The sequence below is a fragment of the Modestobacter sp. VKM Ac-2983 genome (assembly GCF_026967885.1).
Lineage (GTDB): Bacteria > Actinomycetota > Actinomycetes > Mycobacteriales > Geodermatophilaceae > Modestobacter.
This window is the reverse complement of the sequence record NZ_JAPVBK010000001.1, coordinates 648,433-673,516: the sequence shown is the minus strand read 5'-3', so window position 1 is coordinate 673,516 and position 25,084 is coordinate 648,433. Positions and strand designations below refer to the sequence as shown.

At 74.7% G+C, this 25,084-nt stretch carries 22 protein-coding genes and 2 tRNA genes; 6 read left to right on the top strand and 18 right to left on the bottom strand.

Annotated features, from left to right (window positions below; all coding sequences use genetic code 11):
- Nucleotides 1–193: 193 nt before the first annotated feature.
- From pth to O2W18_RS03095, 12 genes are all read right to left on the bottom strand, one after another.
- The gene (gene pth, locus O2W18_RS03150; RefSeq protein ID WP_269186113.1) at nt 194–781 is read right to left on the bottom strand and encodes an aminoacyl-tRNA hydrolase; all 588 of its coding nucleotides are present in this window, start codon (nt 779–781) and stop codon (nt 194–196) included.
- A 95-nt stretch (nt 782–876) separates the two neighbouring features.
- Nucleotides 877–1,572 carry a 50S ribosomal protein L25/general stress protein Ctc gene (locus tag O2W18_RS03145; protein ID WP_269186112.1) on the bottom strand — a complete coding sequence of 232 codons (696 nt, stop codon included), beginning with the start codon at nt 1,570–1,572 and terminating at the stop codon, nt 877–879.
- Nucleotides 1,573–1,982: 410 nt separating this feature from the next.
- On the bottom strand, nt 1,983–2,963 hold the full coding sequence (locus O2W18_RS03140; protein ID WP_269186111.1) for a ribose-phosphate diphosphokinase: 981 nt from the start codon (nt 2,961–2,963) through the stop codon (nt 1,983–1,985).
- 50 nt (nt 2,964–3,013) lie between these two features.
- Nucleotides 3,014–4,492, bottom strand: coding sequence for a bifunctional UDP-N-acetylglucosamine diphosphorylase/glucosamine-1-phosphate N-acetyltransferase GlmU (gene glmU / locus O2W18_RS03135; RefSeq protein WP_269186110.1), 1,479 nt, complete (start codon nt 4,490–4,492; stop codon nt 3,014–3,016).
- Nucleotides 4,493–4,543: 51 nt separating this feature from the next.
- Nucleotides 4,544–4,619: transfer RNA gene (locus tag O2W18_RS03130), tRNA-Gln, on the bottom strand.
- 158 nt (nt 4,620–4,777) lie between these two features.
- Entirely contained in the window at nt 4,778–5,746 is a 969-nt protein-coding gene (locus O2W18_RS03125) for a 4-(cytidine 5'-diphospho)-2-C-methyl-D-erythritol kinase (protein WP_269186109.1), read from the bottom strand.
- Between the two features lie 68 nt (nt 5,747–5,814).
- Nucleotides 5,815–6,669, bottom strand: coding sequence for a 16S rRNA (adenine(1518)-N(6)/adenine(1519)-N(6))-dimethyltransferase RsmA (rsmA, locus tag O2W18_RS03120; protein WP_269186108.1), 855 nt, complete (start codon nt 6,667–6,669; stop codon nt 5,815–5,817).
- 118 nt (nt 6,670–6,787) lie between these two features.
- Complete coding sequence (locus O2W18_RS03115; RefSeq protein ID WP_269186107.1) at nt 6,788–7,888, bottom strand: resuscitation-promoting factor; 1,101 nt, start codon at nt 7,886–7,888, stop codon at nt 6,788–6,790.
- 345 nt (nt 7,889–8,233) lie between these two features.
- Nucleotides 8,234–9,067 carry a hypothetical protein gene (locus O2W18_RS03110; protein WP_269186106.1) on the bottom strand — a complete coding sequence of 278 codons (834 nt, stop codon included), beginning with the start codon at nt 9,065–9,067 and terminating at the stop codon, nt 8,234–8,236.
- A gap of 87 nt (nt 9,068–9,154) precedes the next feature.
- Nucleotides 9,155–10,024, bottom strand: coding sequence for a TatD family hydrolase (locus tag O2W18_RS03105; protein ID WP_269186105.1), 870 nt, complete (start codon nt 10,022–10,024; stop codon nt 9,155–9,157).
- Complete coding sequence (gene metG, locus O2W18_RS03100) at nt 10,021–11,841, bottom strand: methionine--tRNA ligase (protein WP_269186104.1); 1,821 nt, start codon at nt 11,839–11,841, stop codon at nt 10,021–10,023. The genes O2W18_RS03105 and metG overlap by 4 nt, the downstream gene beginning before the upstream one ends.
- Before the next feature lie 46 nt (nt 11,842–11,887).
- The gene (locus O2W18_RS03095) at nt 11,888–12,532 is read right to left on the bottom strand and encodes a hypothetical protein (protein WP_269186103.1); all 645 of its coding nucleotides are present in this window, start codon (nt 12,530–12,532) and stop codon (nt 11,888–11,890) included.
- 153 nt (nt 12,533–12,685) lie between these two features.
- On the opposite strand from O2W18_RS03095, the gene O2W18_RS03090 reads away from it, so the two are divergent.
- Nucleotides 12,686–13,795, top strand: a complete 1,110-nt coding sequence (locus O2W18_RS03090; protein ID WP_269186102.1) for a magnesium and cobalt transport protein CorA — start codon at nt 12,686–12,688, stop codon at nt 13,793–13,795.
- Between the two features lie 128 nt (nt 13,796–13,923).
- Nucleotides 13,924–14,802 carry an endonuclease domain-containing protein gene (locus tag O2W18_RS03085; protein ID WP_269186101.1) on the top strand — a complete coding sequence of 293 codons (879 nt, stop codon included), beginning with the start codon at nt 13,924–13,926 and terminating at the stop codon, nt 14,800–14,802.
- Nucleotides 14,803–14,896: 94 nt separating this feature from the next.
- On the opposite strand, the gene rsmI is transcribed toward O2W18_RS03085, so the two are convergent.
- On the bottom strand, nt 14,897–15,736 hold the full coding sequence (gene rsmI, locus O2W18_RS03080) for a 16S rRNA (cytidine(1402)-2'-O)-methyltransferase (protein WP_269186100.1): 840 nt from the start codon (nt 15,734–15,736) through the stop codon (nt 14,897–14,899).
- 54 nt (nt 15,737–15,790) lie between these two features.
- Here rsmI and O2W18_RS03075 point away from each other — a divergent pair, with 54 nt between their 5' ends.
- Nucleotides 15,791–17,314, top strand: coding sequence for a dolichyl-phosphate-mannose--protein mannosyltransferase (locus tag O2W18_RS03075; RefSeq protein ID WP_269186099.1), 1,524 nt, complete (start codon nt 15,791–15,793; stop codon nt 17,312–17,314).
- 98 nt (nt 17,315–17,412) lie between these two features.
- Here the strand turns inward: O2W18_RS03075 and O2W18_RS03070 are convergent.
- The 5 genes from O2W18_RS03070 to O2W18_RS03050 form a co-directional block, all read right to left on the bottom strand.
- A tRNA-Ala gene (locus O2W18_RS03070) sits at nt 17,413–17,486 on the bottom strand.
- 74 nt (nt 17,487–17,560) lie between these two features.
- Entirely contained in the window at nt 17,561–18,265 is a 705-nt protein-coding gene (sepX, locus tag O2W18_RS03065) for a divisome protein SepX/GlpR (protein ID WP_269186098.1), read from the bottom strand.
- A 179-nt stretch (nt 18,266–18,444) separates the two neighbouring features.
- Entirely contained in the window at nt 18,445–18,996 is a 552-nt protein-coding gene (locus O2W18_RS03060; protein ID WP_269186731.1) for a GNAT family N-acetyltransferase, read from the bottom strand.
- A gap of 67 nt (nt 18,997–19,063) precedes the next feature.
- Nucleotides 19,064–20,551 carry a molybdotransferase-like divisome protein Glp gene (glp, locus tag O2W18_RS03055; protein WP_269186097.1) on the bottom strand — a complete coding sequence of 496 codons (1,488 nt, stop codon included), beginning with the start codon at nt 20,549–20,551 and terminating at the stop codon, nt 19,064–19,066.
- 106 nt (nt 20,552–20,657) lie between these two features.
- Complete coding sequence (locus O2W18_RS03050; protein WP_269172050.1) at nt 20,658–21,602, bottom strand: UTP--glucose-1-phosphate uridylyltransferase; 945 nt, start codon at nt 21,600–21,602, stop codon at nt 20,658–20,660.
- A 27-nt stretch (nt 21,603–21,629) separates the two neighbouring features.
- Between O2W18_RS03050 and O2W18_RS03045 the strand changes: the two genes are divergently transcribed.
- The 3 genes from O2W18_RS03045 to O2W18_RS03035 all read left to right on the top strand — a co-directional run bounded on the left by O2W18_RS03045 (nt 21,630) and on the right by O2W18_RS03035 (nt 25,029).
- Nucleotides 21,630–22,205 carry a 5-formyltetrahydrofolate cyclo-ligase gene (locus O2W18_RS03045; protein ID WP_269186096.1) on the top strand — a complete coding sequence of 192 codons (576 nt, stop codon included), beginning with the start codon at nt 21,630–21,632 and terminating at the stop codon, nt 22,203–22,205.
- 68 nt (nt 22,206–22,273) lie between these two features.
- Nucleotides 22,274–23,515, top strand: coding sequence for a CaiB/BaiF CoA transferase family protein (locus tag O2W18_RS03040; protein ID WP_269186095.1), 1,242 nt, complete (start codon nt 22,274–22,276; stop codon nt 23,513–23,515).
- A complete protein-coding gene (locus tag O2W18_RS03035; protein ID WP_269186094.1) occupies nt 23,512–25,029 on the top strand; it encodes a carboxyl transferase domain-containing protein in 1,518 nt (505 codons plus the stop codon). The genes O2W18_RS03040 and O2W18_RS03035 overlap by 4 nt, the downstream gene beginning before the upstream one ends.
- The last annotated feature ends 55 nt before the right edge of the window (nt 25,030–25,084 follow it).

The window sequence follows — 25,084 nt, the reverse complement described above, 5'->3', positions numbered from 1 at the left end:
GCACAGTTCGCTGGCGACACGCAGGAGCTGGACGGTCCCGGGTCGGACCCGGCCGAACCGCTGAACTGGTGACGCTCAGCAACCATCACAGACGGTGAGCAACGGAGGCAATGCGGACGGCGCCCCTTCACCCGATGGGGCCGGGACCGAGCCCGCTGCCACCCGTCCGGGCGACGGCGCGCCCGGACGGCGCTCAGCTGCGGGGGTGGACGACGTTCTGCGCCGCCTCCAGGCCGCGCTCGAGCAGCAGCTCGGTGGCGTCGGCCGCCTCACCGACGAGCAGCTCGAGGGTCTTGCGCTCGGTCGCGGAGAAGTCCTTGAGGACGTAGTCGGCGGGGTCCTGCCGACCGGGCGGCCGGCCGATCCCCACCCGCACCCGCAGGTAGTCACGGGTCCCGGTGGACCGGGAGATGGAACGCAGGCCGTTGTGCCCGCCCTCCCCACCGCCGCGCTTGAGCCGCACCACGTCGAAGTCGAGGTCGAGCTCGTCGTGCACGACGACCAGGTCGGTGGGCGGCAGGTGGTGGTAGTCGAGCAGCCCGCGGACCGGGCCACCGGACTCGTTCATGTAGGTGGAGGGCACCGCCAGCACCACCCGCCGCCCGGCGAGCCGGCCCTCACCGGACAGCGACCGGGCGCGGGGCCCCTTGCCGGGTGACAGCCGGACGCCGGCCCGGGCGGCCAGCTCCGCCAGCACCATCGCCCCGACGTTGTGCCGGTTGCCGGCGTAGCCGGGGCCGGGGTTGCCCAGCCCGACGACGAGGAACGGGCCCTCCGACACCGGGGGTGCGGGGGCGGGGGCGGGCGTGGGAGACGCCGCAGGGGCGCCGGCGGTGCCGGCGCCCCTGCGGGTCGTGCTCTCGGTCAGCGGACCGGTCAGGCGTCGCTGGACTTCTCGGCGGAGTCCATCGACTCGCCGCTGCCCTGGTCCTGCGGCTCCGGGACGACGTCGCCGTCGGCCTCGGACTCGTCGCGCTCGATGCCGGCCTCGGCCTCGGCCTCTTCCAGCTCGGCCTCCAGCTCGGCGGCGGACGGCGCACCCAGGAAGCCGATGACCAGCGCCTCCGGGTCGGTGATCAGCGTCGCGCCGGCCGGCAGCGGCAGGTCACTGGCGGTGATGCCGTTGCCCGCGGTGCGGCCGGTGATGTCGACCTCGATCGCCTCCGGCAGGTCGGTGGCGTCGGCCTCGACGAGGACGCTGTTCAGCTGGTGGTTGCTGATCGTGTCCGGCGCGGGCTCGCCGACGATCATGACGCGGACCTCGACGGTGGTCTTCTCACCGCGGCGGACCAGCAGCAGGTCGACGTGCTCGTGGATGCGGGTGATCGGGTCCCGCTGGATCGCCTTGGTCAGCGCCAGCTGGTCCTTGCCGTCCAGCTCGACGGTCAGCAGCACGTTGGTGCCGCCGTTGCGCAGCGCCGCGGCGAACTCGCGGGCCGGCAGCGACAGGTGGACGACGTCCTGGCCGTGCCCGTACAGGACGGCGGGGACGCGGCCTGCACGACGGGTACGACGGGCGCTGCCCTTGCCGAACTCGGTGCGGTGCTCGGCGGCGAGGCGGAATTCAGCCACGGTGGTGTGCTCCTCAACAGGTGGATCGGGTCTGTGTGCTCAGCGCACGAGCGCGGCACACCCCTGGAGGGCACACGCACGTCGATCACGGAGAACGGCAGACCGTCTCCCTCGCCGGGCAACCACACGAGCGTACCTGAGTGGCTGAGGGCCCAGGACGGGCCGTGGGCGATGACGGACCAAAGCCACCAGCGGAGAACCGAACGCCACCAGCGGACGGATCCCGGACCCATCGCCCGAAGGGCGTCCGTGGTGGCGGACGCGGGGCCGAAGGCTCCCGTCCGGGACCACGGCCGGGTCCGTCCGCTGCGCCGTCACGGGGCCGGAGGCTCCTGACGGCGCAGCGGGCAACGGCTCAACTCAGGCCGGGAACGACTCCTGGCCGCGGTGCGATCCGGAGGATCGCCACGTCACGAGTCCCCACCGAACAAGCTCGTCACCGACCCGTCCTCGAAGACCTCCTTGATCGCCCGGCCGAGCAGGGGGGCGATCGAGAGCACGGTGAGCTTGTCGAACCGGCGTGCGGGCTCGATGGGCAGCGTGTTGGTGACGATCACCTCGCTGACCCGGCTGTTCTTCAGGCGGTCGACCGCGGGGCCGGAGAGCACGCCGTGGGTGGCGGCGATGATCACGTCGGCGGCGCCGGACTCGAACAGGGTCTCGGCGGCCTTGGCGATCGTGCCGCCGGTGTCGATCATGTCGTCGACCAGGATGCAGACCCGACCCTCGACCTCACCGACGACCCGGTTCGCGACGACCTCGTTGGGTCGGCTGACGTCACGGGTCTTGTGGATGAAGGCCAGCGGGGTGCCGCCCAGCTTGTCGCTCCACCGCTCGGACACCCGGACGCGGCCGGCGTCGGGCGAGACGACGGTGAGGTCGTGGCCGCTCCACTTCCGCTTGACCTCGTTCACGAGGAGCTCCATGGCGAACAGGTGGTCCACCGGGCCGTCGAAGAAGCCCTGGATCTGCGCGGTGTGCAGGTCGACGGTCATCAGCCGGTCGGCACCGGCGGTCTTGAACATGTCGGCGACCAGGCGAGCGGAGATCGGCTCGCGGCCGCGGTGCTTCTTGTCCTGCCGGGCGTAGGGGAAGAACGGGGCGACCACGGTGATCCGCTTGGCCGAGGCGCGCTTGAGCGCGTCGACCATGATCAGCTGCTCCATGAGCCAGGTGTTGATCGGTGCGGTGTGGCTCTGCACGACGAAGGCGTCGCAGCCGCGCACCGACTCCTCGAACCGCACGAACAGCTCGCCGTTGGCGAATTCGTAGGACGCGGTGGGGGTGGGCGTGACGCCGAGGTGCCCGGCGATCTCCGTCGCCAGCTCGGGGTAGGCCCGGCCGGAGAAGAGCATCAGGCTCTTGTTGGTGGTCTGCCTGATCGCGCTCATGTTCGCCCCTGCTGGTCGTCGTCCGTCGCGGCCGGGGGCCGGTCCGCGGACTAGGTGGTTCGGGTGTCGGTGGCTGCGGCCGCTGCGTCGTCAGCCGCAGCTGCGGCCTCTGCTCCGGGTGTGCCCGGGCGGCGCCGCGCCACCCAGCCTCCCACATTGCGCTGGCGTGCCCGGGCGACGGCCATCGCCCCGGGCGGGACGTCGGTGGTGATCACGGACCCGGCGGCGGTGTAGGCCCCGTCGCCCACGGTGACCGGCGCCACGAGCATGGTGTCCGAGCCGATCCGCACGTGGTCACCCACCGTGGTGCGGTGCTTGGCGACGCCGTCGTAGTTGACGAACACCGTCGCCGCGCCGATGTTGCTGTGCTCGCCGATGGTCGCGTCACCGACGTAGGACAGGTGCGGCACCTTGGATCCCCCGCCGATCTCCACGTTCTTGGTCTCGACGTAGGCGCCCACCTTCGCCCCGCGGCCCAGCCGGGTGCCCGGGCGGAGGTAGCTGAACGGGCCGACGGTCGCCGCCGGGCCGATCTCGGCCAGCTGGACGTGCGACCGGACGACCGACGCGCCCTCCCCCACCTCGGTGTCGACCAGCGTGCTGTCCGGGCCGACCACGGCGCCGGCACCGACGGTGGTCGCACCGAGCAGCTGCGTGCCCGGGTGCAGGACGACCTCCGCCGCCACCTCGACGGTCACGTCGACCCAGGTGGTCAGCGGGTCGACCACGACCACGCCGGCCCGCATCAGGTCGTCGAGCACCCGGTCGTTCATCGTGCGCCGCCGGGCGGCCAGCTCCCGCTGGTCGTTGCAGCCGAGCGTGTCCTCGGGGTCGACCGCCCGGTGCCCGCCGACCGGCGCGCCATCGGCCACGAGCAGACCCAGGACGTCGGTGAGGTACTGCTCGCCCTGGTCGTTGGCGGCCCCGACCCTGGTCAGCGCCTCCCGTACGGCGGCGGCGTCACCGATGTACACCCCGGCGTTGACCTCGCGGATCGCGCGCTGGGCGTCGTCGGCGTCCCGCTCCTCGACGATGGCCCGCACCGCGCCGTCGGCGTCCCGGACGATCCGACCGAGGCCGGTGGGGTCGGCCACCTCCGCGGTGAGCACGGTGAGCACGTCGCCGGCCTGCTGGTGCGCCCGGACCAGTGCGGTCAGGGTCTCCTCCCGCAGCAGCGGTGCGTCCCCGTTGAGGATCAGCACCGCGCCGGTCACCTCCGCCAGCGCGTCGAGCGCGACGGCCGCAGCGTGCCCGGAGCCCAGCTGCTCCTCCTGCACGACCGGCAGCGCCCCCGGTGCGACCTCGCTCAGGTGCTCGGCCACCGCCTCCCGCCCGGACCCGACGACGACGACGGTCTGCGCGGCCCGCAACGGGGCGGCCGCCGCCAGCACGTGGCCCAGCAGCGAGCGACCCCCCAGCGGGTGCAGCACCTTGGGGGTGCGCGAGCGCATCCGGGTGCCCTGCCCGGCGGCGAGGACGACGACGGCGCCGACGGCGCCCTCTGTGGCGGCGGTTTCCTGCAGGGTCACGAACGAGCTCCTCGCGGTGGCGACGGGACGACGGCGCGCGTCGGCGCTGACTGGCTGGGGGACTCGGACTCGAACCGAGACTGCACGGCTCCAAAGGCCGGCGGGCTGCCGATTACCCCATCCCCCATCGCGGTCCGCCGGGGAGAACCGCGACGGCCGCACGCCAGCCTAGGGCCGCGACCTGACGCCGGCACCCAGGGTCACCCGGCCGGCGCCAGGGAGAACAGCTCGATGGGGCTCACGAGCACCCCGGGCACCAGGGGGACGGGAGCACCGGGTCCTCGGTCAGCCCACCAGACGGGCGCCGTGGACCGGCCCGTGCACGACCTGGACCGCCCGGAACACCCCGGACCCGGCGAGGTCGGCCGCCAGCCGGACGGCGCCGTCCTCGTCCTCGGCCAGCGCGGCCACCGTCGGACCGGAGCCGCTGACCAGCGCCGCCCGGGCCCCCGCCTCGGTCGCGGCCTGCAGCGCCCGGCCGAGCTCCGGACGCAGCCGCAGCGCAGGAGCCTGGAGGTCGTTGCTCAACGCGGTCGCCAGCGCCGACGCCGGACCGCTGCGCAGGGCAGCGAGCACCGGCTCGGTGGAGGACATCCGCTCGCCGTCCGGGAGCACCCCGGCCGCCCGCTGGGCGTCCAGCTCGCCGTACACCGTGGGGGTCGACAGCCCCTCCCCGGCGATGCCCAGCACCCAGTCCCAGCGCCGGCGGGCCAGCACGGGCGAGAGCCGCTCACCGCGTCCGGTGCCCAGCGCCACCCCGCCGAGCAGGCTGAAGGGCACGTCACTGCCCAGCTGGGCGGCGAGCGTGGCCAGGTCGCCACGGGTCGCCCGGGTCCCCCACAACGCGTCGAGCGCGACCAGCGTCGCCGCCGCATCCGCGCTGCCGCCGGCCAGCCCGGCGGCCGCCGGGATCGACTTGTCCACCTCCAGGTGGGCGTCGGGGCGCACCCCGGCGTGCCGGGCCAGCAGCTCGGCGGCCTGCCAGACCAGGTTCCGCTGGTCGGTGGGCACGCTCGCCGGGCCGGCGGCGTCCCCGGCACCCTCACCGCGGACGGTGAGGGACAGTCCGTCGGCGCGGCGCACGGTGACCGTGTCGAACAGCGACACGGCGAGGAAGACCGTCTGCAGCTCGTGGAAGCCGTCGGCCCGCAGCGGCCCGACCCCGAGGTGCACGTTCACCTTCGCCGGCGCGCGAGCCGTGACGGCGCCGTTGCCGGCGAGCCGGCCGGGCCCGCCCGCGGTCGCGTTGCTCACCCGGTCATCCTGCCCGCCGGTCCACCGTCGTCCACCGGGCCCAGCCTGCCTGCCGGCCGCGGCACGCGCTACTGCCCCTCCGGGTCGACCGGGTCGGTCGCCGCGAGCCGGGCGAAGTCGGTGACCGACAACTGCTCCCCCCGGGTGGTCGGCTCGATGCCGGCCGCGCGCAGCCGGACCTCGGCGGCGGCGGGGCTGCCGGCCCAGCGGGCCAGCGCCGCGCGCAGGCCCTTGCGCCGGGTGGCGAAGGCCGCGTCGATGACGGCGAAGGTGGCCGCCCGGTCGCCGGCCGGGGCCGGGCGGCGGGTCAGCGCGACCAGCCCGGAGTCGACGTTGGGGACCGGCCAGAAGACCGGCCGAGGCACGTTGCCGGCCCGGCGGACGTCGGCGTACCAGGCGGCCTTGACGCTGGGCACCCCGTAGGCGGGTGTGCCCGGTGCGGCGGCGAGCCGGTCGGCGACCTCGGCCTGCACCAGCACCAGCGAGGTGCGGATCGTGGGCAGCAGCTCCAGCAGGTGAAGCAGCACGGGGACGGCGATGTTGTACGGCAGGTTGGCCACCAGCGCCGTGGGCGGCGGGCCGGGCAGCTCCTGCACCCGCAGGGCGTCCGCCGTCACGACGGTCAGCCGCCCGGCCACGTCCGGGGCCCGCTGGGACACGGTCACCGGCAGCTGGTCGGCCAGCCGGGGGTCGATCTCCACGGCGGTCACGTGCGCACAGGCCGGGAGCAGCCCCAGGGTGAGCGACCCCAGGCCCGGGCCGACCTCGCAGACGACGTCGTCGTCCTGCAGGTCGGCCGTCCGGACGATCTTGCGGATCGTGTTCGCGTCGTGCAGGAAGTTCTGCCCGAGGGCCTTGGTCGGTCGCAGGTCCAGCTGCTGGGCCAGCTCGCGGATCGCGGAGGCACCGAGCAAGGCCGTCACCTCCGGCCTCGCTGCAGGGGCCCGCCGCGAGCCTGCGAGCGGCGGGGCTCCGGCCCCGTCGCAGGGTCCCGACCCGAGCTCGCGAGGGCCGGGGGGCGACGGGGCCCTCCCACCTCCATCAGCCGAAGAGACGGGGACCGCAGTGCGGCCACTGCCCCGCACCGGAACGGGCGTACAGCATCTGCGCCCGCATGGTCTGCTCGTCCGCCGACGCCGCGGCCGGATCCCCGCTGCCTCCGACGGCGGCCCAGGTGCTCGTGGAGAACTGGTACATGCCGCGGTACTTGCCGGTGCCGCTCACCGCGGTGGGCCGGCCACCGGACTCGCACGCGGCCAGGGCCGCCCAGTTCAGTCCGTCGGCGCTGACCACGGGCGCCGGCGCAGCCGGCTTCGCCTTGGTGCCGACCGCCACCTGCTGGTCGACCGCGGGGGTGCTGACCACGACGCCGAGCTGCTCCCGCGCGGTCTCCACCCCGTCGGTGACGGTGACCCGCCAGGTGATCGTCTGCTCGCCCTCGACCCCCTTCTGGGTGACGGTGCGCTGCCCCTGGACGGCGTTCGGGTCCGGGGTCTCGACCGTCGCGTAGTCCAGCGGCTGCACCTCGGTCACGTCGGTGACGGCGACCCGGGTGACCCGCAGCACCATCGCGTCCAGCAGCGGCTGCGCCGGGTAGATCGAGGTGCGGTCGGTGGCGGACAGTGCGATGCCCTGCTCGGCCAGCAGGTCACCGGCGGTGGCCGCGGTGGTGGTCACCACGCGCTGCTGGCCGTCCGCGATCAGCGTGACGTCCTTGTTGGTCGTGATGGCGAGGTCCATGCCGTCCAGCGGCAGACGCTGGCTGCGGCTGGCGGAGAGCACCAGTTCGTCGGTGCGGTACCCGAGCTCGTCGAGCGCGTCGTCGACCGAGAGGGCCGTCGTGTAGACGTCGGTGCGCACCCCGTCGACGGTCAGGGCCAGCGGCCGGGCGCGGTTGAGCACGATGGTGGCGCCGTCGCCGATGGCGTCCTCCGGGTCGGGCAGGACGACGTCCTGAGACGCCGGGCGCAGCCCCTCGTCGGCCAGCACCTCAGCGGCCGTGCCGGCGTAGGTGCGCACCTCGCGCGACTGGCCGTCGACGGTCAGGGTCACCGTCTTCTGCGCAGCGAAGTAGGCAGCGGAACCGCCCACCAGGCCCAGCAGGACCAGGGTGAAGAGAATCGACTTCAGCGATCGGTGCACAACACATCCACGGGTCACGGGGCCCGGGCAGGGGAACGTGGGCAACAGCCGACGGACCCCACCCGGAGGGCGGCGTCCGTCGTCGTGCGGCCCGACGAGCTCCGGCCCGGGAACGGTCACCCGGGCAGGAACGAGCGCCCGGGTGTTCCCCACCCCGGCTTGTCGGTCACGGCACGATAACGAACGCCTGACGGAAGAGAACGGTGCAAGAGCAGGGAATCACCATGTCGACCCAGCCCTCCGCAGGCGCGCCGACACAGGCCGTGAACGACGCGCCGCGCACGGGGTGGATCGCTCGCTCAGCTCGGGTGGGCAACGACACACGCCCACCGGGGCCAGGCGGCATCAGGCCAGGGCGTGGGAGGTCTGCCGCACCGGTCGCAGCCAGGTCAGCAGGAAGCCGGCCACCACCAGGCCCGCGATGATCGCGGAGAAGCCGCCCGCGACCAGCGCCACCGGGAGCAGCCCGGCGCCGTCGGAGCTCACCTGGTCGCCCAGGTCGATCGCGGCGCGGAGCAGCAGCGCCCCCAGCGGGAGCAGGGCCAGCACGCTGGCCGCGGCGACCGACAGGTGCGCGGTCCAGGTGCGCTGCGCCTCGTCGACCGGCACGTCGGCGCCCCCGGCGGGCAGCGGGCGCAGCAGCACCCGGAGGAGCGCCGTCTCGGCCAGCAGCCAACCGGCCAGCGGCACCGCCGTCGCAACGGACACGACCGGGGACGTCAGGTCGTCGAGCTGCAGCAGCGCGGTGAGCACCACCCCCGCGACCGCGGCGCGCATGGTCCACAGCAGCCCCAGCGAGATCTGCTCGCTCCGCCGCGGCCGACGGGCCGGGCTGGACGTCGCCCAGCGCGGCCGCGGCCGGGTCGCCTCGGCCAGCAGCACCCCGCCGAGCAGGCCCACGGCGAGCGCAGGCACCCAGAGGAAGACCGATGCCTCGGCGAACAGCACCACCGTGGTGACCACCAGCGCCACCCCGAGCAGCAGCCCGAGGAGTCGCACCCGGTGGGCGTGGGTGGCCTGGCGGGCCAGCTGGGCGGTCGCCTCGGGGGTCGCCGGGACGAACTCGACCCCGGCGGAGGCGACGGCCCGGCGACCGGACGCGAGTGACCAGCCCCGGGCCAGCATGGCGGCCGGGACCATCAAGGCGATGAAGAGGACGATGGCGATGAGGCGGCCCACGGAGTCGATTGTCGTCCTCTGCGACGACAACGCCACCACGAGCGGCTGCCCACTTCCTGTGAGTCGCTCCCGGCGTCGGGCGGGTGGTCAGCCCCAGGGGCCGAAGACGCGCTCCGCAGTGGCGGTGAGGACGCCGCACAGCTGGTCGAGCTCGGTGCCGGTGATCTCGGCCAGCGCCCGGACGGTGTGCGGCACCAGCCGGGCGGAGTTGGGGCGCCCCCGCAGTGGGGCCGGGGTCAGGAAGGGGGCGTCGGTCTCCACCAGCAGCTGGTCCAGCGGGGTCAGCGCCGCCGCCTCGCGGAGCGCACCGGCACTGGAGAAGGTCACCGTGCCGGCGAAGGACAGCACGTGGCCGCGCTCGATGCAGGCCCGGGCGAACCCGGCGTCGCCGGAGAAGCAGTGGAAGACGGTGTGCTCGGGGGCACCTTCGTCGTCCAGCACCCGGAGCACCTCGTCGTGGGCGTCGCGGTCGTGGATGACCAGCGCGGTGCCATGCCGCTTGGCGATGTCGATGTGCGCCCGGAAGGACGCCTCCTGGGCGGCCCAGCCCTCGGGGCCGGTGCGGTAGCGGTCCAGGCCGGTCTCCCCCACCGCCCGCACCCGGGGCAGCGCTGCGAGCCGGTCGATCTCGGCCAGCGACGCCTCGGTCGCCGCGCCGGCGCCCGCCTCGTTCGGGTGCAGCGCCACCGCCGCCAGCACGTTCGGGTGCCGTGCGGCGAGCTCGGCCGACCAGCGCGAGGACGCCACGTCCACCCCGACCTGCACCAGCCGCGGGACGCCGACGGCGACGGCGGCGGCGATCGCCTCGTCGACCTCCGCGTCGGTGGGCTCCCGGTCCTCACCACCGACGGCGATGTCGAAGTGGGTGTGGCTGTCGACCGCCGGGGACGGCAGCGGTTCCGGCGACGGCGGCGGCTCCCCCCGCCGGTTCGCCCGCGAGGACGCCGACCGGCTCACGCCTCGCCGTCCGTCCCGCTCGTGCCGCCCTCCTCCAGGCGCCGGACCTCGTCGGCGACGATCGACTCGTCCAGCTTGGTGAACACCGGCTTCGGCGGGGCCAGGGGCGTGCCCGGCGGCGGCAGCGGGGTGGACGCCCAGACGGCCTGGCCGCTCGCGTAGTCACCGGTGATGATCGGGTACGGCGAACCGTCGTCCAGGTCCTCGGTCTCGACCACCTGCGGTGCCACCGACCAGACGCCGGTGCCCCCCAGGAGCTCGTGCACCTGCTGCGCCGAGTGCGGGAGGAACGGCGTCAGCAGGGCGTTGCAGTCCTTGATCGCCTGCAGCGCGGTGTGCAGCACGGTGTCCCGGCGGGCCGGGTCCTCCTTGAGCTTCCACGGCGCCTGGTCCGACAGGTACCGGTTGGCCTCGGTGACCACCCGCATCGCCTCGGTGGCGGCCGCCTTCTGCCGGTTGCGCGACAGCAGGTCACCGATCGGCGCGAAGGCCCCGGAGGTCGTGGCCAGCAGCGCCCGGTCGGCGTCGGTCAGCTCGCCCGGCGTCGGGACGGCGCCGACGTTCTTGGCGGCCATCGAGATCGAGCGGTTGACCAGGTTGCCCCACCCGGCGACCAGCTCGTCGTTGTTGCGGCGCCGGAACTCCGCCCAGGTGAAGTCGGTGTCCTGGTTCTCCGGGCCGGCGACCGCGATGAAGTAGCGCAGCGCGTCGGGGTCGTAGCGGGACAGGAAGTCGCGGACGTAGATGACCACGTTGCGCGAGGAGGAGAACTTCCGCCCCTCCATGGTCAGGAACTCGCTCGACACCACCTCGGTGGGCAGGTTCAGCCGCCCGTAGGAGCCCGGCGTCCCGCCCTTGTCGCCCGCCCCGTTGTAGCCGAGCAGCTGGGCCGGCCAGATCTCGGAGTGGAAGACGATGTTGTCCTTGCCCATGAAGTAGTAGGCGTCGGAGTCCGGCGCCTGCCACCACTGCCGCCAGGCCTCCGGGTCACCGGAGCGGCGGGCCCACTCGATCGACGCCGACAGGTAGCCCACGACGGCGTCGAACCAGACGTAGATGCGCTTGTCCGGCCGGTCCCGCCAGCCGTCCAGCGGCACCGGCACACCCCAGTCGATGTCCCGGGTGTAGCTGCGCGGCTTGAGGTCGGCGAGCAGGTTGACGCTGAAGTTCAGGACGTTGGGCCGCCAGCTCTTCCGGGTGCCCAGCCAGTCGCCGAGCGCCCGGGTGAACGCCGGCAGGTCCAGGAAGTAGTGCTCCTCCTCGACGAACTTCGGCGTCTCGCCGTTGATCCGGCTGACCGGGTTCACCAGGTCGATCGGGTCCAGCTGGTTGCCGCAGTTGTCGCACTGGTCGCCGCGGGCGCCGTCGTAGCCGCAGATCGGGCAGGTGCCCTCGATGTAGCGGTCGGGCAGCGTGCGGCCGGTCGACGGGCTGATCGCGCCGAGCGTGGTCTGCGGGAAGACGTAGCCGTTCTTCAGCAGCCCGAGGAAGATCTCCTGGCTCACTGCGCGGTGGTTGGCCGTCGTCGTCCGGGTGAAGAGGTCGTAGCTCAGCCCGAGGCTGGCCAGGTCGTCGACGATGACCCGGTTGTTGCGGTCGGCGATCTGCCGCGGGGTGATCCCCTCGGCGTCGGCGGCGACCGTGATCGGCGTCCCGTGCTCGTCGGTGCCGCTCACCATCAACACCTGGTCACCGGACATCCGGTGGAACCGGCTGAAGACGTCGGAGGGGACGCCGAACCCGGAGACGTGCCCGATGTGCCGCGGGCCGTTGGCGTAGGGCCAGGCGACGGCGGTGAGGATGTGCCGATCTGTCACGGCCTGAGGGTAGTGACCGGCGTCGACCCGGTTGACCGGCGCGTCCTCAGGGGGCGTCGGTGACCGCGACCGTGCTCGGCGCAGGGACGTCGCCGGCGGGCACGCCCACCAGCGCGACGGCGGTGAGGGCCAGCCCGATGCCGGCCAGGGTGACGCCCCGCAGCGCGCGGTGCTCGACCGCAGCAGCCCGGCGGGCCGGGCGGGGGCGCCCCCCGGCGGCCACCCAGGCCACCGCGGACGGCGACGTGGCGAGCAACAGCTTCCCGGTGGGGACGGCGAGGGCCAGCAGCGCCAGCGCGGGCACCGGCAGACCGCCGAGCGGGCCGATCGCGACCAACCAGGTCCCGCCCGCACCGACCAGCCCGACCGCGCAGAGCACGGCCAGCAGGGCGATCTCCGCGCTGGCGACGGCGACCAGCAGCAGCCGGCCGGCGCCGTCCACCAGGCCGGCCCCACCGCCGGCGCACAGCACCACCCAGCCGGCGAGCAGCAGCAGGGTGCCGGCCACGAGCCAGCCGGAGGGGCGCACCCCGGAGCCGAAGACGCCCTCCAGGCTGGTCAGCCCCAAGGCGAGCAGACCGAGCGCCTCCAGCACGGAGAGCCCACCGGCTGCGACCACGGTCGCCGGCAGCCGCACCGGACGGGCAGCGGCAGGGGTGGGGCGGGGGGCGTCGAGGACGGCGCTGGGCACGGGGGTCTCCTGACCGGGAACGGGTGTCCCTGATCAGGTCGGGCGTCCCGGCGGCCGGCCGCAGGGGCCGCCGGCCGGGTCTCACCCGCCGGGGTGAGAGGCGCGCCGGCGGGGGCGGGGATGCTGGACCCCGACAGACCCGAGGGAGGACCGGTGACCGACACCGACAGCAGGACCAGCAAGCGCGCCCCCGGGATGCCCGCCGAACTCCCGCAGACGCTGCGCCCCCGCCCGGCGGGGGCGCCCCGCGAGAAGCAGCCCGAGCGGGACACCGACGACCCGGTCGTCGACTGCGCCGTCTACGTGCGCGGCGAACGGCTGGACGTCGCGCCGTCCGAGGCGTTGCAGGTGGCCCGTGACCAGGGCGGTTTCGTCTGGCTGGGGCTCTACGAGCCCTCCGAGGCGGAGCTCACCGCGATCGGGGAGCACTACGGCCTGCACCCGCTCGCCGTCGAGGACGCCGTCTACGCCCACCAGCGGCCCAAGCTGGAGCGCTACGACGAGGCGATGTTCATGGTGCTCAAGACGGCCAGCTACCTGGAGCACGACCAGCTGACCGCCACCAGCGAGGTGCTGATCACCGGCGAGATCATGGTCTTCGTCGGCCGCGACCACGTGATCACGGTGCGGCACGGCACGCACGGCGAGCTCGGGCAGCTCCGCACCCACCTGGAGGAGCAGCCGGACCTGCTCTGCAACGGGCCCTCCGCCGTCCTCTACGCGATCGCCGACCACGTCGTGGACGACTTCCTCGACGTCGCCAACGCGGTCGAGGAGGACGTCGAGGAGGTGGAGGCCTCGGTGTTCAGCCCGAGCCGCACCGACGACAGCGGCCGCATCTACCAGCTCAAGCGGGAGCTGATGCAGCTGCGCCGGGCGGTACTGCCGCTGGAGCTGCCGTTGGCCACGCTGGTCGACCGGCCCAACGAGCTGGTGCCCGAGGCGATGCGCTCCTACTTCCGGGACGTCCAGGACCACGCGCTGCGGGTGCGTGACCAGGTGACCGGCCTGGACGAGCTGCTGACCTCGATCCTGCAGGCGTCGCTGGCCCGCACGTCCCTGGCCGACAACGAGGACATGCGCAAGATCTCGGCGTGGGCCGGCATCATCGCGCTGCCCACCGCCATCGCGGGCGTCTACGGGATGAACTTCGAGTACATGCCCGAGCTCGACGAGCGCTGGGGCTATCCCGCGGTGCTGCTCCTCATGCTGGCAGCCTGCGTCGCCCTCCACCGCGGCTTCAAACGCACCGGCTGGCTCTAGCGACCCCGCTTCGCCGTTGGTCACTGAGCGCCGCCTGCACCCCGTTGAGGCAGCGCTCGGTGACCAACGGTGCAGTGACCTGTGGACGACGGCGGTCTGGGCGCGCCGTTTCGGGCACGGTGCTGGCCGTGCCTGTACCTGCCACCGTCCCTGCGCCCCTGCGCGCTGCTGCCTTCCTCGGGTCCGATGCCGTCCGGGGAGGGCTGCTCACCCAGGGGCAGCTGCGCAGCCAGGTCTGGCGGCGGATCTGGCCGGACGTGTACGTCCACCGGGACGTGCCCTGGTCGCACGGCCTGCGGGTCCGGGGAGCGGCGCTGCGCTGGCCGGACGCCGTCGTCACCGGGCGCAGCGCGGCCGTCGTCTGGGGCGTCGCGCTGGCCGGTCCGGACGACGACGTCGAGATCACGCTGCCGACGCCGGCGAACCAGGTCCGGGTCCCCGGACTCCGGGTCCGGCGAGCAGACGTGGACGCCAAGCGCGTGCTGCGCCACGACCGGCTGTGGGTCGCCAGCCCCGAGCAGACCGCGGTCGAACTGGCCGGCACCCTCCCCCTCGACGACGGCGTCGCGGCGGTGGACCAGATGGTGGTGGCGGGCGGAGCCGACCTGGCCGAGGTGCGCTGGCTCGCCGGCGCCGCACTCGGGCCCGGGAGCAGGCGGGCCCGGCGCGCCTGTGCTCTGGCCGATGGGCTGGCCGAGTCGCCGCAGGAGACCCGGGTGCGGTTGCTCATCGGCCGCAGCCAACTCCCCGCGCCGGTGGCCCAGCACCGGATCGTGGACGCGGGCCGGTTCATCGCCCGGGTCGACTTCGGCTGGCCGGCCCAGCGGCTGGCGCTGGAGTACGACGGGCTCTGGCACGCCGAGCCCGGTCAGTTCGCCCGCGACCGCGAACGCCTCAACCGACTGCGTGAGGCCGGCTGGCAGGTGGTCTTCGTCACCGCAAGGGACCTGGACAGCCCCGACCGCCTGATCGCCCGGATCGCCGCCGCCCTCGCCGTTGGGCGCTGAGCGTCGTCTCGACCGCCGGGAGACAGCACTCCGTGACCAACGGCGGGAGGTCCGGGAGGTCCGGGGGGTCCGGGGGGTCCGGGGGGTACGGGGGTCAGGGGGTCTTGGCGGCTATTACTGCGTCGTAGACGGTGCGCCTCGGGAGGCCGGTTCGGGCCACGACCGTGCGGATCGCCTCCTTGCGGTCGGCGCCGGCGGCCTCCTCGGCGGCGACCTCGGCGGCGAGTTCGGACGGCGTCAGGGTGGCCGGGCCGGCGATCGCGCCGGCGACCACCAGGGTGATCTCGCCGCGCACCCCCTCGGCCGCCCACTCGGCCAGCGACGCCAGCGAGCCGCGGCGGACCTCCTCGTGGGTCTTGGTCAGCTCCCGGCAGACCGCGGCGGGCCGGTCGGCGCCGAGGGTCCCGGCCGCGTCGGTCAGGGCGTCGGCCAGCCGGTGCGGCGACTCGTAGAACACCATCGTGCGCGGCTCGGCCGCCAGCGCCGCGAGCGCCGACCGCCGTTCCCCGCCCTTGCGCGGCAGAAACCCCTCGAAGGTGAAGCGGTCGCACGGCAGCCCGGAGACGGCCAGCGCCGTGACGACGGCGGACGGCCCGGGCACCGAGGTCACCTCGATGCCCGCCTCGATCGCCGCCCGCACCAGCGTGTAGCCGGGGTCGGACACCGACGGCATCCCCGCGTCGGTGATCAGCAGCACGGTGCGGCCCTCGGTCATCGCCGCGACCAGCCCGGGCAGCCGCGACCGCTCGACCGTCTCGTGGAAGGTGACCACCTTGCCGCTGAGGGTGACCTCGAGGTCCTTGGCCAGCCGGTGCAGCCGCCGGGTGTCCTCCACCGCCAGGACGTCGGCGTCGGCCATCGCCTGCCGCAGCCGCGGGCCGACGTCGCCGGGTTGTCCCAGCGGCGCGCCGCCCAGCACGAGTCGTCCGGTCATGCGGCCGAGCCTGTCACGCCGGCCCGCCCAGCTCCGCCACATACCCTGGCCGGCATGGCGGTGCTGGTCCCGGAACGCACGGAGTCTGCGGTCCAGGCACCCGCTCCCCGCCGGTTCCCGCCGCTCCCCCCGCGCCGACGGCAGGGCACCCCGCCGTTGCCGACCGACCGCGTGCTGGCCGCAGTGCTCACCGCCGTCCTCGGCCTGGCGACCCTGGTGGCCCGGCTCTGGGACATCGGCTACCCGACCGAGCTCGTGTTCGACGAGGCGTACTACCCGCCCGAGGGTGCCGAGCTGCTGGAGCTCGGCTACGAGTACAACCGCGGCTACACCTTCATCGTCCACCCCCCGCTGGGCAAGTGGCTGATCGCGGCGGGCGAGCAGCTGTTCGGGTACGGGCCCCTGGGCTGGCGGGTGCCGAGCGCGGTGGCCGGGACGGTGGCGGTCGTCGTCCTCACCCGGCTGACGCGCCGGCTGACCGGCTCGACGCTGTTGGGCCTGCTGGCCGGCCTGCTCCTGGCGGTGGACGGGTTCTCCTTCACCCTGGGCCGGATCGGGCTGCTGGACGTCTTCCTGCAGGCCTTCGTGGTCAGCGCGGTCGCCTGCCTGGTCGTCGACCGCGACCGGGTGCGGCAACGGGTCCGGGACGGCGCCGACCGGGTGACCGCGGCCGGGTTCCAGCTCGGCCCGCGGGGCTGGCGGATCGCCGCCGGGGTGCTGTTCGGCTGCGCCTGCGCGGTGAAGTGGAGCGGGGTCTGGTTCCTGGCCGCGTTCGCGGTGCTCTCGCTCTTCTGGGATCGGGCGGCCTGGCGTGAGGCGGGGGTCCCCCGGCCCACCTGGACGGCGCTGCGCCGCGGCCTGCCCGGGGCGACCTGGGCGCTCGCCGTCGTCCCGGTGCTGACCTACCTGGCCACGTTCGCCGGGTGGTTCCGCGGGGAGAACGCCCAGGGCCGGCACTGGGCGTCGGAGAACCCGGACACCTCGTTCGGTCTCGTGCCCGACGCGCTGCGGTCGCTCTGGCACATGCACGCGGAGTGGCTGCAGTTCCACAGCGGGCTGTCCAGCCCGCACCCGTGGGAGTCCGGGCCGTGGTCGTGGCTGGTGAGCGGCCGACCCATCCTGCTGTGGAACCCGCAGGGGCTCACCGACGCCGCGGGTGACCAGGTGATCCGGTACATGCTCATGCTGGGCACGCCGACGTTGTGGTTCCTCTTCGTCCCGGCGCTGCTGTGGCTGGTCTGGCGGATCGTCGCCCGCCGCGACCCGGCGGCCGTGGTCGCCGCGACCGCGATCGCGGCCGGCTGGGGCACCTGGTTCATCAACCTGGACCGGACGATGTTCCTCTTCTACATGGCCCCGGCGCTGCCGTTCTTCGTCCTGGCGGTCGTCCTCGTGCTGCAGGACGTGCTGGGCCCCTCGGGCGCCTCCGCGCTGCGCCGCCAGGTGGGCCTGGGCGTCGTCTGCCTCTACGTGGCGGTGGTCGTGCTGACGTTCGTCTTCTTCCACCCGGTGCTCACCGGGCAGCCGCTGTCGCAGGCGGAGTGGCTGCAGCGGATGTGGTTCCCCTCCTGGTTCTGACCGCTGGGGTCGGTCCTCCGGGTCGATGACCGGGAACGCGAGCCGGCGCCTGCGGAAACGCGTCAGGCCGGGCCCTGGTGGGCCCGGCCTGACCGGGGTGGAGCTGAGGGGAATTGAACCCCTGACCCCCTCGATGCGAACGAGGTGCGCTACCGGACTGCGCCACAGCCCCTTGCCCCCACGACTTTACCGTCTGCCTGCTCCGGTGCAGCCACGGGGGTGGCCCTCCTGCTGGAGGGCCCTGCGTCAGCCGTTGACGACGCGCTTCGGGGCGTAGACGTCGATGTCGGCGAAGCCGATGTCGTCGTCGTCCAGCCCGACCACGGCGCTGTGCTGCCAGCCGGCCGGGGCCGGCGTGCGGGCCGCGACCACCCGGCCGGGGCGCAGCGGGTGCACCGGGGCCAGCGGCAGGCTCGGGTGCACCGGGCCGGTCTCGGCCGCCACCGGGGCCGGCGCGGGCGCCGGGTCGGCAGCCGCGGGGCGCGGCTGCGCCGGGCGGGCGTGCGGCGCCCGCATCGGCGCACGCTGGGCGGCCCGGGCCGCACGGCGGGCGGCGGTCCGCCGCTCCCGCTTGGCCGCGGCAGCGGTCACCATGAGGTAGCCGACGACGGCGACGTCCAGCAGCACCTGCGGAGCCCACAGCCACGACCGGTAGGCCAGCGCACCGACCAGCGCCAGCACGGCCAGGGCGACGAGCCCGGCCAGCGTGCGGCGACGCCGCGCGTGCACGTCGATCTGCAGCTCACCACTGCTGCGCAGCTGTGCGCGGTCGATGCTCACCCGCTCGGTCTCGGCGTGGACCACCGGGTCCACGGGCCGCCGTCGTTGCAGGGTCCGCCCTGAGTTGGCTGCACCGTTCACCGCGTGCGTGTCGCCCCGGGTGACCACCATCGGCACCAGGACCACGAACCACAGCACGACGAGAGCGGCCAGCAGTACGCCCGATCCCATCTCGAACACCCCGATCCATCCCTGGCCCAGCGGAACGACCCCATCCCTGGGGCCACACGAGTCACATCCGTCACTCGGGAGTCAAGGTAAGGGCGGGGACTGCCGATACCCGGGACGTCTCCCGGTGTGTCGGCGCGCGTCGCCGGCAGATCGGCGCGTCGGCGTCCCCACCCGGCGGCTCAGCGCGGTGCGCGGGCGCGCCAGCGGGCCAGCACCCCGCCGGGCGCCTCCCCGGCCAGCAGGGCGTAGCCGAGGTGGTCGCGCCATGCCCCGTCGATGTCCAGGTAGTCCCGGAAGAGCCCCTCCTGCCGGAACCCCAGCCGCTCGACCAGCCGCCGGCTCGGCCGGTTCTCCGGCCGGATGTCGGCCTGCAGCCGGTGCAGCCCCACCGGGCCGAAGGCGTGGTCGCAGACCAGCGCCACCGCCAGCGAGGCCGCTCCCCGCCCGGCCACGGCCTGGTCGACCCAGTAGCCCAGGCTCCCGGAGCGCAGCGCCCCGCGGACGACGTTGTCCACGGTCACCTGGCCGGCCAGCCGGCCCTCGTACCGGACGGCGAAGGGCAGCGACGTGCCGACCCGGGCCCGCCGGGACGCCGCCCGGCGCATCGCCCGGTAGGCCGCCGGCGTGTGCCGCTCGGACCAGCTCAGCCCGGTCGAGGGCTCCCAGGGCAGCAGCCAGGACTCGTTGTCGGTGCGCAGCCGGGACCACTCCCGGGCGTCCTCGCGGCGCAGCGGGTGCAGCTCGACCGGCCCCCACGCCAGCCGCGCCGGCCAGCCCGGGTGCGGTGCCGGGTCCAGCTCAGCCCCCGAGCAGCATCGGCATGACCGTCACCAGCCCACCGGCGGACACCTCGGTGACGTCCTCGTCGACCACGATCAGGCAGTTGGCGCGGGCCATCCGGGCGAGCATGGCCTGGTCGCCGTCCCCGATCGGCTCGACGACGTAGCCGCCGTCCGGGTGGCGCATCACCTGGCCGTGCAGGTACTGCCGGTACCCCAGCGGCGACAGCAGCTGCTGGGCGGAGACCGCCTGCACGGTGCGCCGGAAGAGCTGGCGCTTGCCGAGCATCAGCCGGATCGCCGGACGGACGAACACCTCGAAGGCGACCAGGGCGGCGACCGGCTCGCCGGGCACGCAGATCACCGGGACCGCGTCGGGGCCGAGCTTGCCGAAGGCGTGCACCGGGCCGGGGTGCATGGCGACCTGGGTGAAGGTCAGCCCGCCCAGCTCGTCCAGCGCCTCCTGGAGCAGGTCGTGACCGCCGTTGGCGAAGGTGCCGGCGACCAGGACGACGTCGCTGCGGAGCATCTGGCCCTCCAGCAGCTCGACCATCCGCCGCCGGTCGTTGGGCATGATCCCCGCGCGGTATGCCTCGGCGCCGGCGTCCCGCGCCGCGGCGGCCAGCGCGTAGCTGTTCACGTCGACCTGCTGACCGGGGCCGGCCACCGCGCCGACGTCGACGAGCTCGTTCCCGGCGCACAGCACCGTGATCCGCGGGCGCGGGCGCACCGCCACGCGTTCCCGCCCGACGGCGGCCAGCAGGCTGATCTGGGCCGGCCCGATCGGGGTGCCGATCTCGACCGCGGTGTCGCCGGTCGCCACGTCGTCGCCGATCCGGCGGACGTAGCTGCCCGGCGCGAGCGCGGCGAAGACCTGCACCCGGGCGACGCCCTGGTCGGTCCAGGCGGCCGGGACGACGACGTCGGCACCGGCCGGCAGCATGGCGCCCACGGCGACCTTCTGCGCGAGGCCGACGCTGATCGAGGTCTGCTCCCCCGCACCGGCGGCCGTCTCACCGACGACGGCGAGGTCGACGGGCTGCTCCACGGTCGCGGTGGCGATGTCCTCCGAGCGGACCGCGTACCCGTCGAGGCCGGCCTGGTCGAACGCGGGCAGCGACCGCTGGCTGGTCACGAGCTCGGCGCAGAGCAGGCCTTGGGCGTCGAGCACGGCGAGCTCGATCGGGTCCGGCTGCGGGACGGCACCCAGGATCTCGTCCAGGTGGTGCTCGACCGGGCGCAGCCGGACCCCGGACACGTCGACCGAGCCGGTGTCGGCCATCGGGTCAGGTGCCCGGTCGCCGGTGGCGATGGCCGGGGAGGGCACCCGGTCGGAGGAGAACACCGACCGGTCGACCTGCACGGTGTCGTGGGTGACCACCGGCGTCGGACCGGAGAGCAGCTGGTTGTCCCGTGGAGACGGGACCAGCCCGCCGCTCGCCAGGTCCAGCTGCGTCGTGTCCCGACCTCCGCCGGACATCCACCCGCGTGTGCTGTCGTCGCTCATCCCCACCACCGTCGTCCCCCGTCATCGGGCCTCCCCCGTGCCCGGGTCGCCGGCCACGGCCGCCGATGACGGACCTGGGCCCGATGGTGCCCTCTGGAGGGTCCGCTCAGGCGGGCGACGCGCCCTCGGCGGGCAGGTCGGCGACGAAGTCACGCAGCCACGGCCCGAACGTGGGGCCGAGGTCCTCGCGCTCGACGGCCAGCTGGACGACGGCCTTCAGGTAGTCCAGCTTGTCGCCGGTGTCGTACCGGCGACCGGAGAAGACCACGCCGTGCACGGGCATCCCGTCCTCGACCAGCTTGAGCAGCGCGTCGGTCAGCTGGATCTCCCCGCCGCGGCCGGGCGGGGTGTCCCGGATGGCCGGGAACACCTCCGGGGGCAGCACGTAGCGGCCGATGATCGCCAGCGTGCTGGGGGCCTCGTCGGCCGGGGGCTTCTCCACCATGCCGGTGACCCGGAAGACCTCGTCGCCGGCGGCGTCCCCGGAGACCTTCGCCTCCTCGACGGCGACCGCGCCGTACTTGGAGATGTTGTCGGCACCCACGTCGAGCAGCGCGACCACCGCGCCGCCGTGCTCGGCCTGCACGGCCAGCATCTGCTCGAGCAGGTGGTCCCGGGCGTCGATGATGTCGTCACCGAGGAGCACCGCGAACGGCTCGTCCCCGATGAAGGCCGCGGCCTGCAGGACGGCGTGGCCCAGGCCCTTCGCCTCGCCTTGGCGCACGAAGAAGACCTGCGCCACGTCGGTGGACTCGTGCACCGCGTCGAGCCGGCTCTGGTCGCCCTTGGCCTCCAGGGCGGTCTCCAGCTCCGGCGTGCGGTCGAAGAAGTCCTCGATGCTGCCCTTGTTGCGCCCGGTGACCATCAGCACCTCGCCGACGCCGGCGCGGGCGGCCTCCTCGACGATGTACTGCAGGGCCGGCCGGTCGACCACCGGCAGCAGCTCCTTGGGGACGGCCTTGGTCGCGGGGAGGAAGCGGGTGCCCATCCCGGCGACCGGGATGACGGACTTCCTGGCCGGGCGCGGACTCGGGGCGGACGGAGTCGACATGCCGGGCAGCGTAGCTAGCCTGCCGCCATGGCGGACTCCCCCGAGGTGGTGAGCGCGAAGGCCACGCTGCGCGCGACCCTGCTGGCCGGGCGCGCGGACCGCTCCCCCGCGGCCCGCGCCGCGGCCGCCGAGGCGCTCGCCACGGCGCTCGCCGACCGGCTCGCCGGGACCTCCGTGACCGCCGCGTACGTGCCCGCGGCCGAGGAGCCCGGCGCCGGCCGGCTGCCCGACGCGCTGCCCGGCCGGCTGCTGCTCCCGGTCGTGCCCGCGCGTGGGCGGGAGCTCTCCTGGGCCGAGCACGACGGCCGGCTGGCCCCCGGCCGCTTCGGGCTGCAGGAGCCGACCGGGCCGCGACTCCCGCCGGGCGCCCTCGCCGAGGCCGACGTGGTCGTCGTCCCGGCGCTGGCCGTGGCCGCCGACGGCACCCGGCTGGGGCGGGGCGGCGGGTACTACGACCGCGCGCTGGCGCACGCCCGACCCGGCGCGACGCTGGTGGCGGTGCTGTTCGACGAGGAGTTCGTCGACCAGCTGCCGGCCGGGCCGCACGACCGCCGGGTGACCGCCGTCGTCACCCCGTCTGCCGGCTGGTGGCAGCTCGACTGACGCGCCCGGCGGACCGGTGAGAGGGTGACCGACGTCTCCGTCGTCTCGTTGGAAGGACCAACCCCCTCGTGAGTGGCCCCCTGGACGGCGTCCTCGTCGTCGACCTGACCCGCGCCCTGGCCGGACCGCACGCCGGCATGATGCTCGGCGACCTCGGCGCCCGGGTGATCAAGGTGGAGAGCCCGGGCAGTGGTGACGACAGCCGCGGCTGGGGCCCGCCGTTCGTGCAGCCCGAGGGCGCCGGCCGGGAGTCGACGTACTTCTTCTCCGCCAACCGCAACAAGGAGTCGATCACCCTCGACCTCAAGGACGCCGCGGACAAGGAGGTGCTGACCGAGCTGGTGCGCCGCGCCGACGTGCTGCTGGAGAACTTCCGGCCCGGCACGCTGGCCCGCCTCGGCTTCGGCACCGACGTGCTCGCCGAGCTCAACCCGCGCCTGGTGCAGCTGTCGATCAGCGGGTTCGGCCACGACGGCCCCGAGGGCCAGCGGGCCGGCTACGACCAGATCGCCCAGGGCGAGGCCGGGCTGATGTCGCTGACCGGTTCCGGCCCGGACGACCCGCAGAAGGTCGGCGTCCCGATCGGTGACCTGCTGGCCGGCATGTACGGCGCCTACGGGGTGCTCGCCGCGCTCTTCGAGCGTGAGCGGACCGGGCAGGGCCAGGTGGTGCGCACCTCGCTGCTGGCCGCCGTCGTCGGCGTGCACGCCTTCCAGGGGACGGCGTACACCGTGGCCGGCCAGGTCAACCGCGGGCAGGGCAACCACCACCCCTCGATCGCCCCCTACGGCCTGTTCCGCTGCGCGGGCGGGAGCGTTCAGCTGTCCTGCGGCAGCGAGGGGCTGTGGCGCCGGCTGTGCACCGAGTTCGGCTTCGACCCGGAGGCACCCGGCCTGGCCACCAACGGCGAGCGGGTGGGCAACCGCGATCGGGTGATCGAGCTGCTGGAGGGCGCCTTCGCCGAGATCCCGGCCGAGGAGCTGCTGGCCCGGCTGGCCGCCGCGGGGGTGCCGGCCGGCAAGGTGCGCACCCTGGACGAGGTCTACGCCTGGGAGCAGACGCTCTCCCAGGGGCTGGCGATCTCCGTCGACCACCCGACCGCCGGGCCGCTCACCCTGCCGGGCCCGCCGCTGCGCTTCTTCGCCCCGGGCACCGAGGGCGAGACCGAGACGACCCGGCGGGACCACACCCCGCCGCCGGTGCTGGGCGCCGACGGCGAGGCGATCCGGGCCTGGCTGTCCGGCCCGGCCGAGGGCGTGCCGCAGCCGGCCGGTGAGGGCGCCGACGTCGAGGACGGGCACGCCACGTGAGCTCCCGGCTGGACGCCCGGGCGCTGCGGGACATCGTGCTCGACCCGGGGTCCTGGCGGTCCTGGGACTCCAGCGTGCCCCCGCGCGAGGTCGAGGACGCGTACGCCGCAGAGCTGGCCCGCGCGGCAGAGAAGAGCGGCCAGGACGAGGCGGTCGTCACCGGCGAGGGCACGCTGCGCGGCCGGCGGGTGGCCGTCGTGGCCGGGGAGTTCGGCTTCCTGGCCGGGTCGATCGGCGTCGCCACCGCCGAGCGGCTGATGGCAGCGGTCGAGCGGGCCACCGACGAGGGGCTGCCGCTGCTGGCCGCGCCGGTGTCCGGGGGCACCCGGATGCAGGAGGGCACCGTCGCCTTCCTGCAGATGATCGGGATCACCGCGGCGATCGCCCGGCACAAGGAAGCCGGGCTGCCCTACCTGGTCTACCTGCGCGGCCCGACGTTCGGCGGGGTGCTGGCCTCGTGGGGTTCGCTGGGGCACGTGACGATCGCCGAGCCGGGCGCCGCGATCGGCTTCCTCGGCCCCCGGGTGTACGAGCTGCTGTACGGCGAGCCCTTCCCGCCGGGGGTGCAGACGGCGGAGAACATGGCCTCGCGCGGGCTCATCGACGGCGTCGTCCCGGTCGACGAGCTGGCCGACGTCGCCGACCGGGCGCTGCGCGTGCTGGCCGCCCGGGAGACCTGGCACCGCGCCGCCTCGGTCGAGGGCCCGGTCTCCGGCGACGGCACGCAGGCCGACGACCCGGAGGACGGCCGCAGCGCCTGGGAGGTGGTCACCGCGTCCCGGCGGACGTCGCGCCCGGGGGCCCGCCAGCTGCTGCGGACGGCGGCGACCGACGTCGTCACGCTCAACGGCACCGGCGCCGGCGAGTCCGACCCGGGGCTGCTGCTGGCGCTGGCCCGCTTCGGCGGTGCGCCCTGCGTCGTCCTGGGCCAGGACCGGCGTGGGCAGTCGCTGTCGGCGCCGCTGGGCCCCGGCGCCCTGCGCGAGGCCCGGCGCGGCATGCGGCTGGCCGCGGAGCTGCGGTTGCCGCTGCTCACGCTGATCGACACCCCGGGCGCGGCGCTCTCGGTCGACGCCGAGGAGGGCGGGCTGGCCGGGGAGATCGCCCGCTGCCTGCAGGACATGGTGGTGCTGAAGGCGCCGACCCTGGCCGTCCTGCTCGGCCAGGGCACCGGCGGCGGTGCGCTGGCGCTCGTGCCGGCCGACCGGGTGCTGGCCGCGGCCAACGGCTGGCTGGGCCCGCTGCCCCCGGAGGGCGCCTCGGCGATCGTGCACCGCACCGTCGACCGGGCCGACGAGCTCGCCGCCTCGCAGGGGGTGCGGGCCACCGACCTCTGGCGGGCCGGAATCGTCGACCGGGTGGTGCCCGAGCGGCCCGACGCCGCCGACGAGCCGGTGGAGTTCTGCCAGCGGCTGGGCCGGGTGCTCGCCGAGGAGCTGGCCGGGCTGCTCGGCCGGGACGACGTCGAGCGGATGCGCTCCCGCACCCGCCGCTGGCGGCACCTGGGTCGCTGACGCCGCTGTCCAGCTGGCCGACGGCCGCCCCCTGCACCGGCGTCGGTGCGGGAGG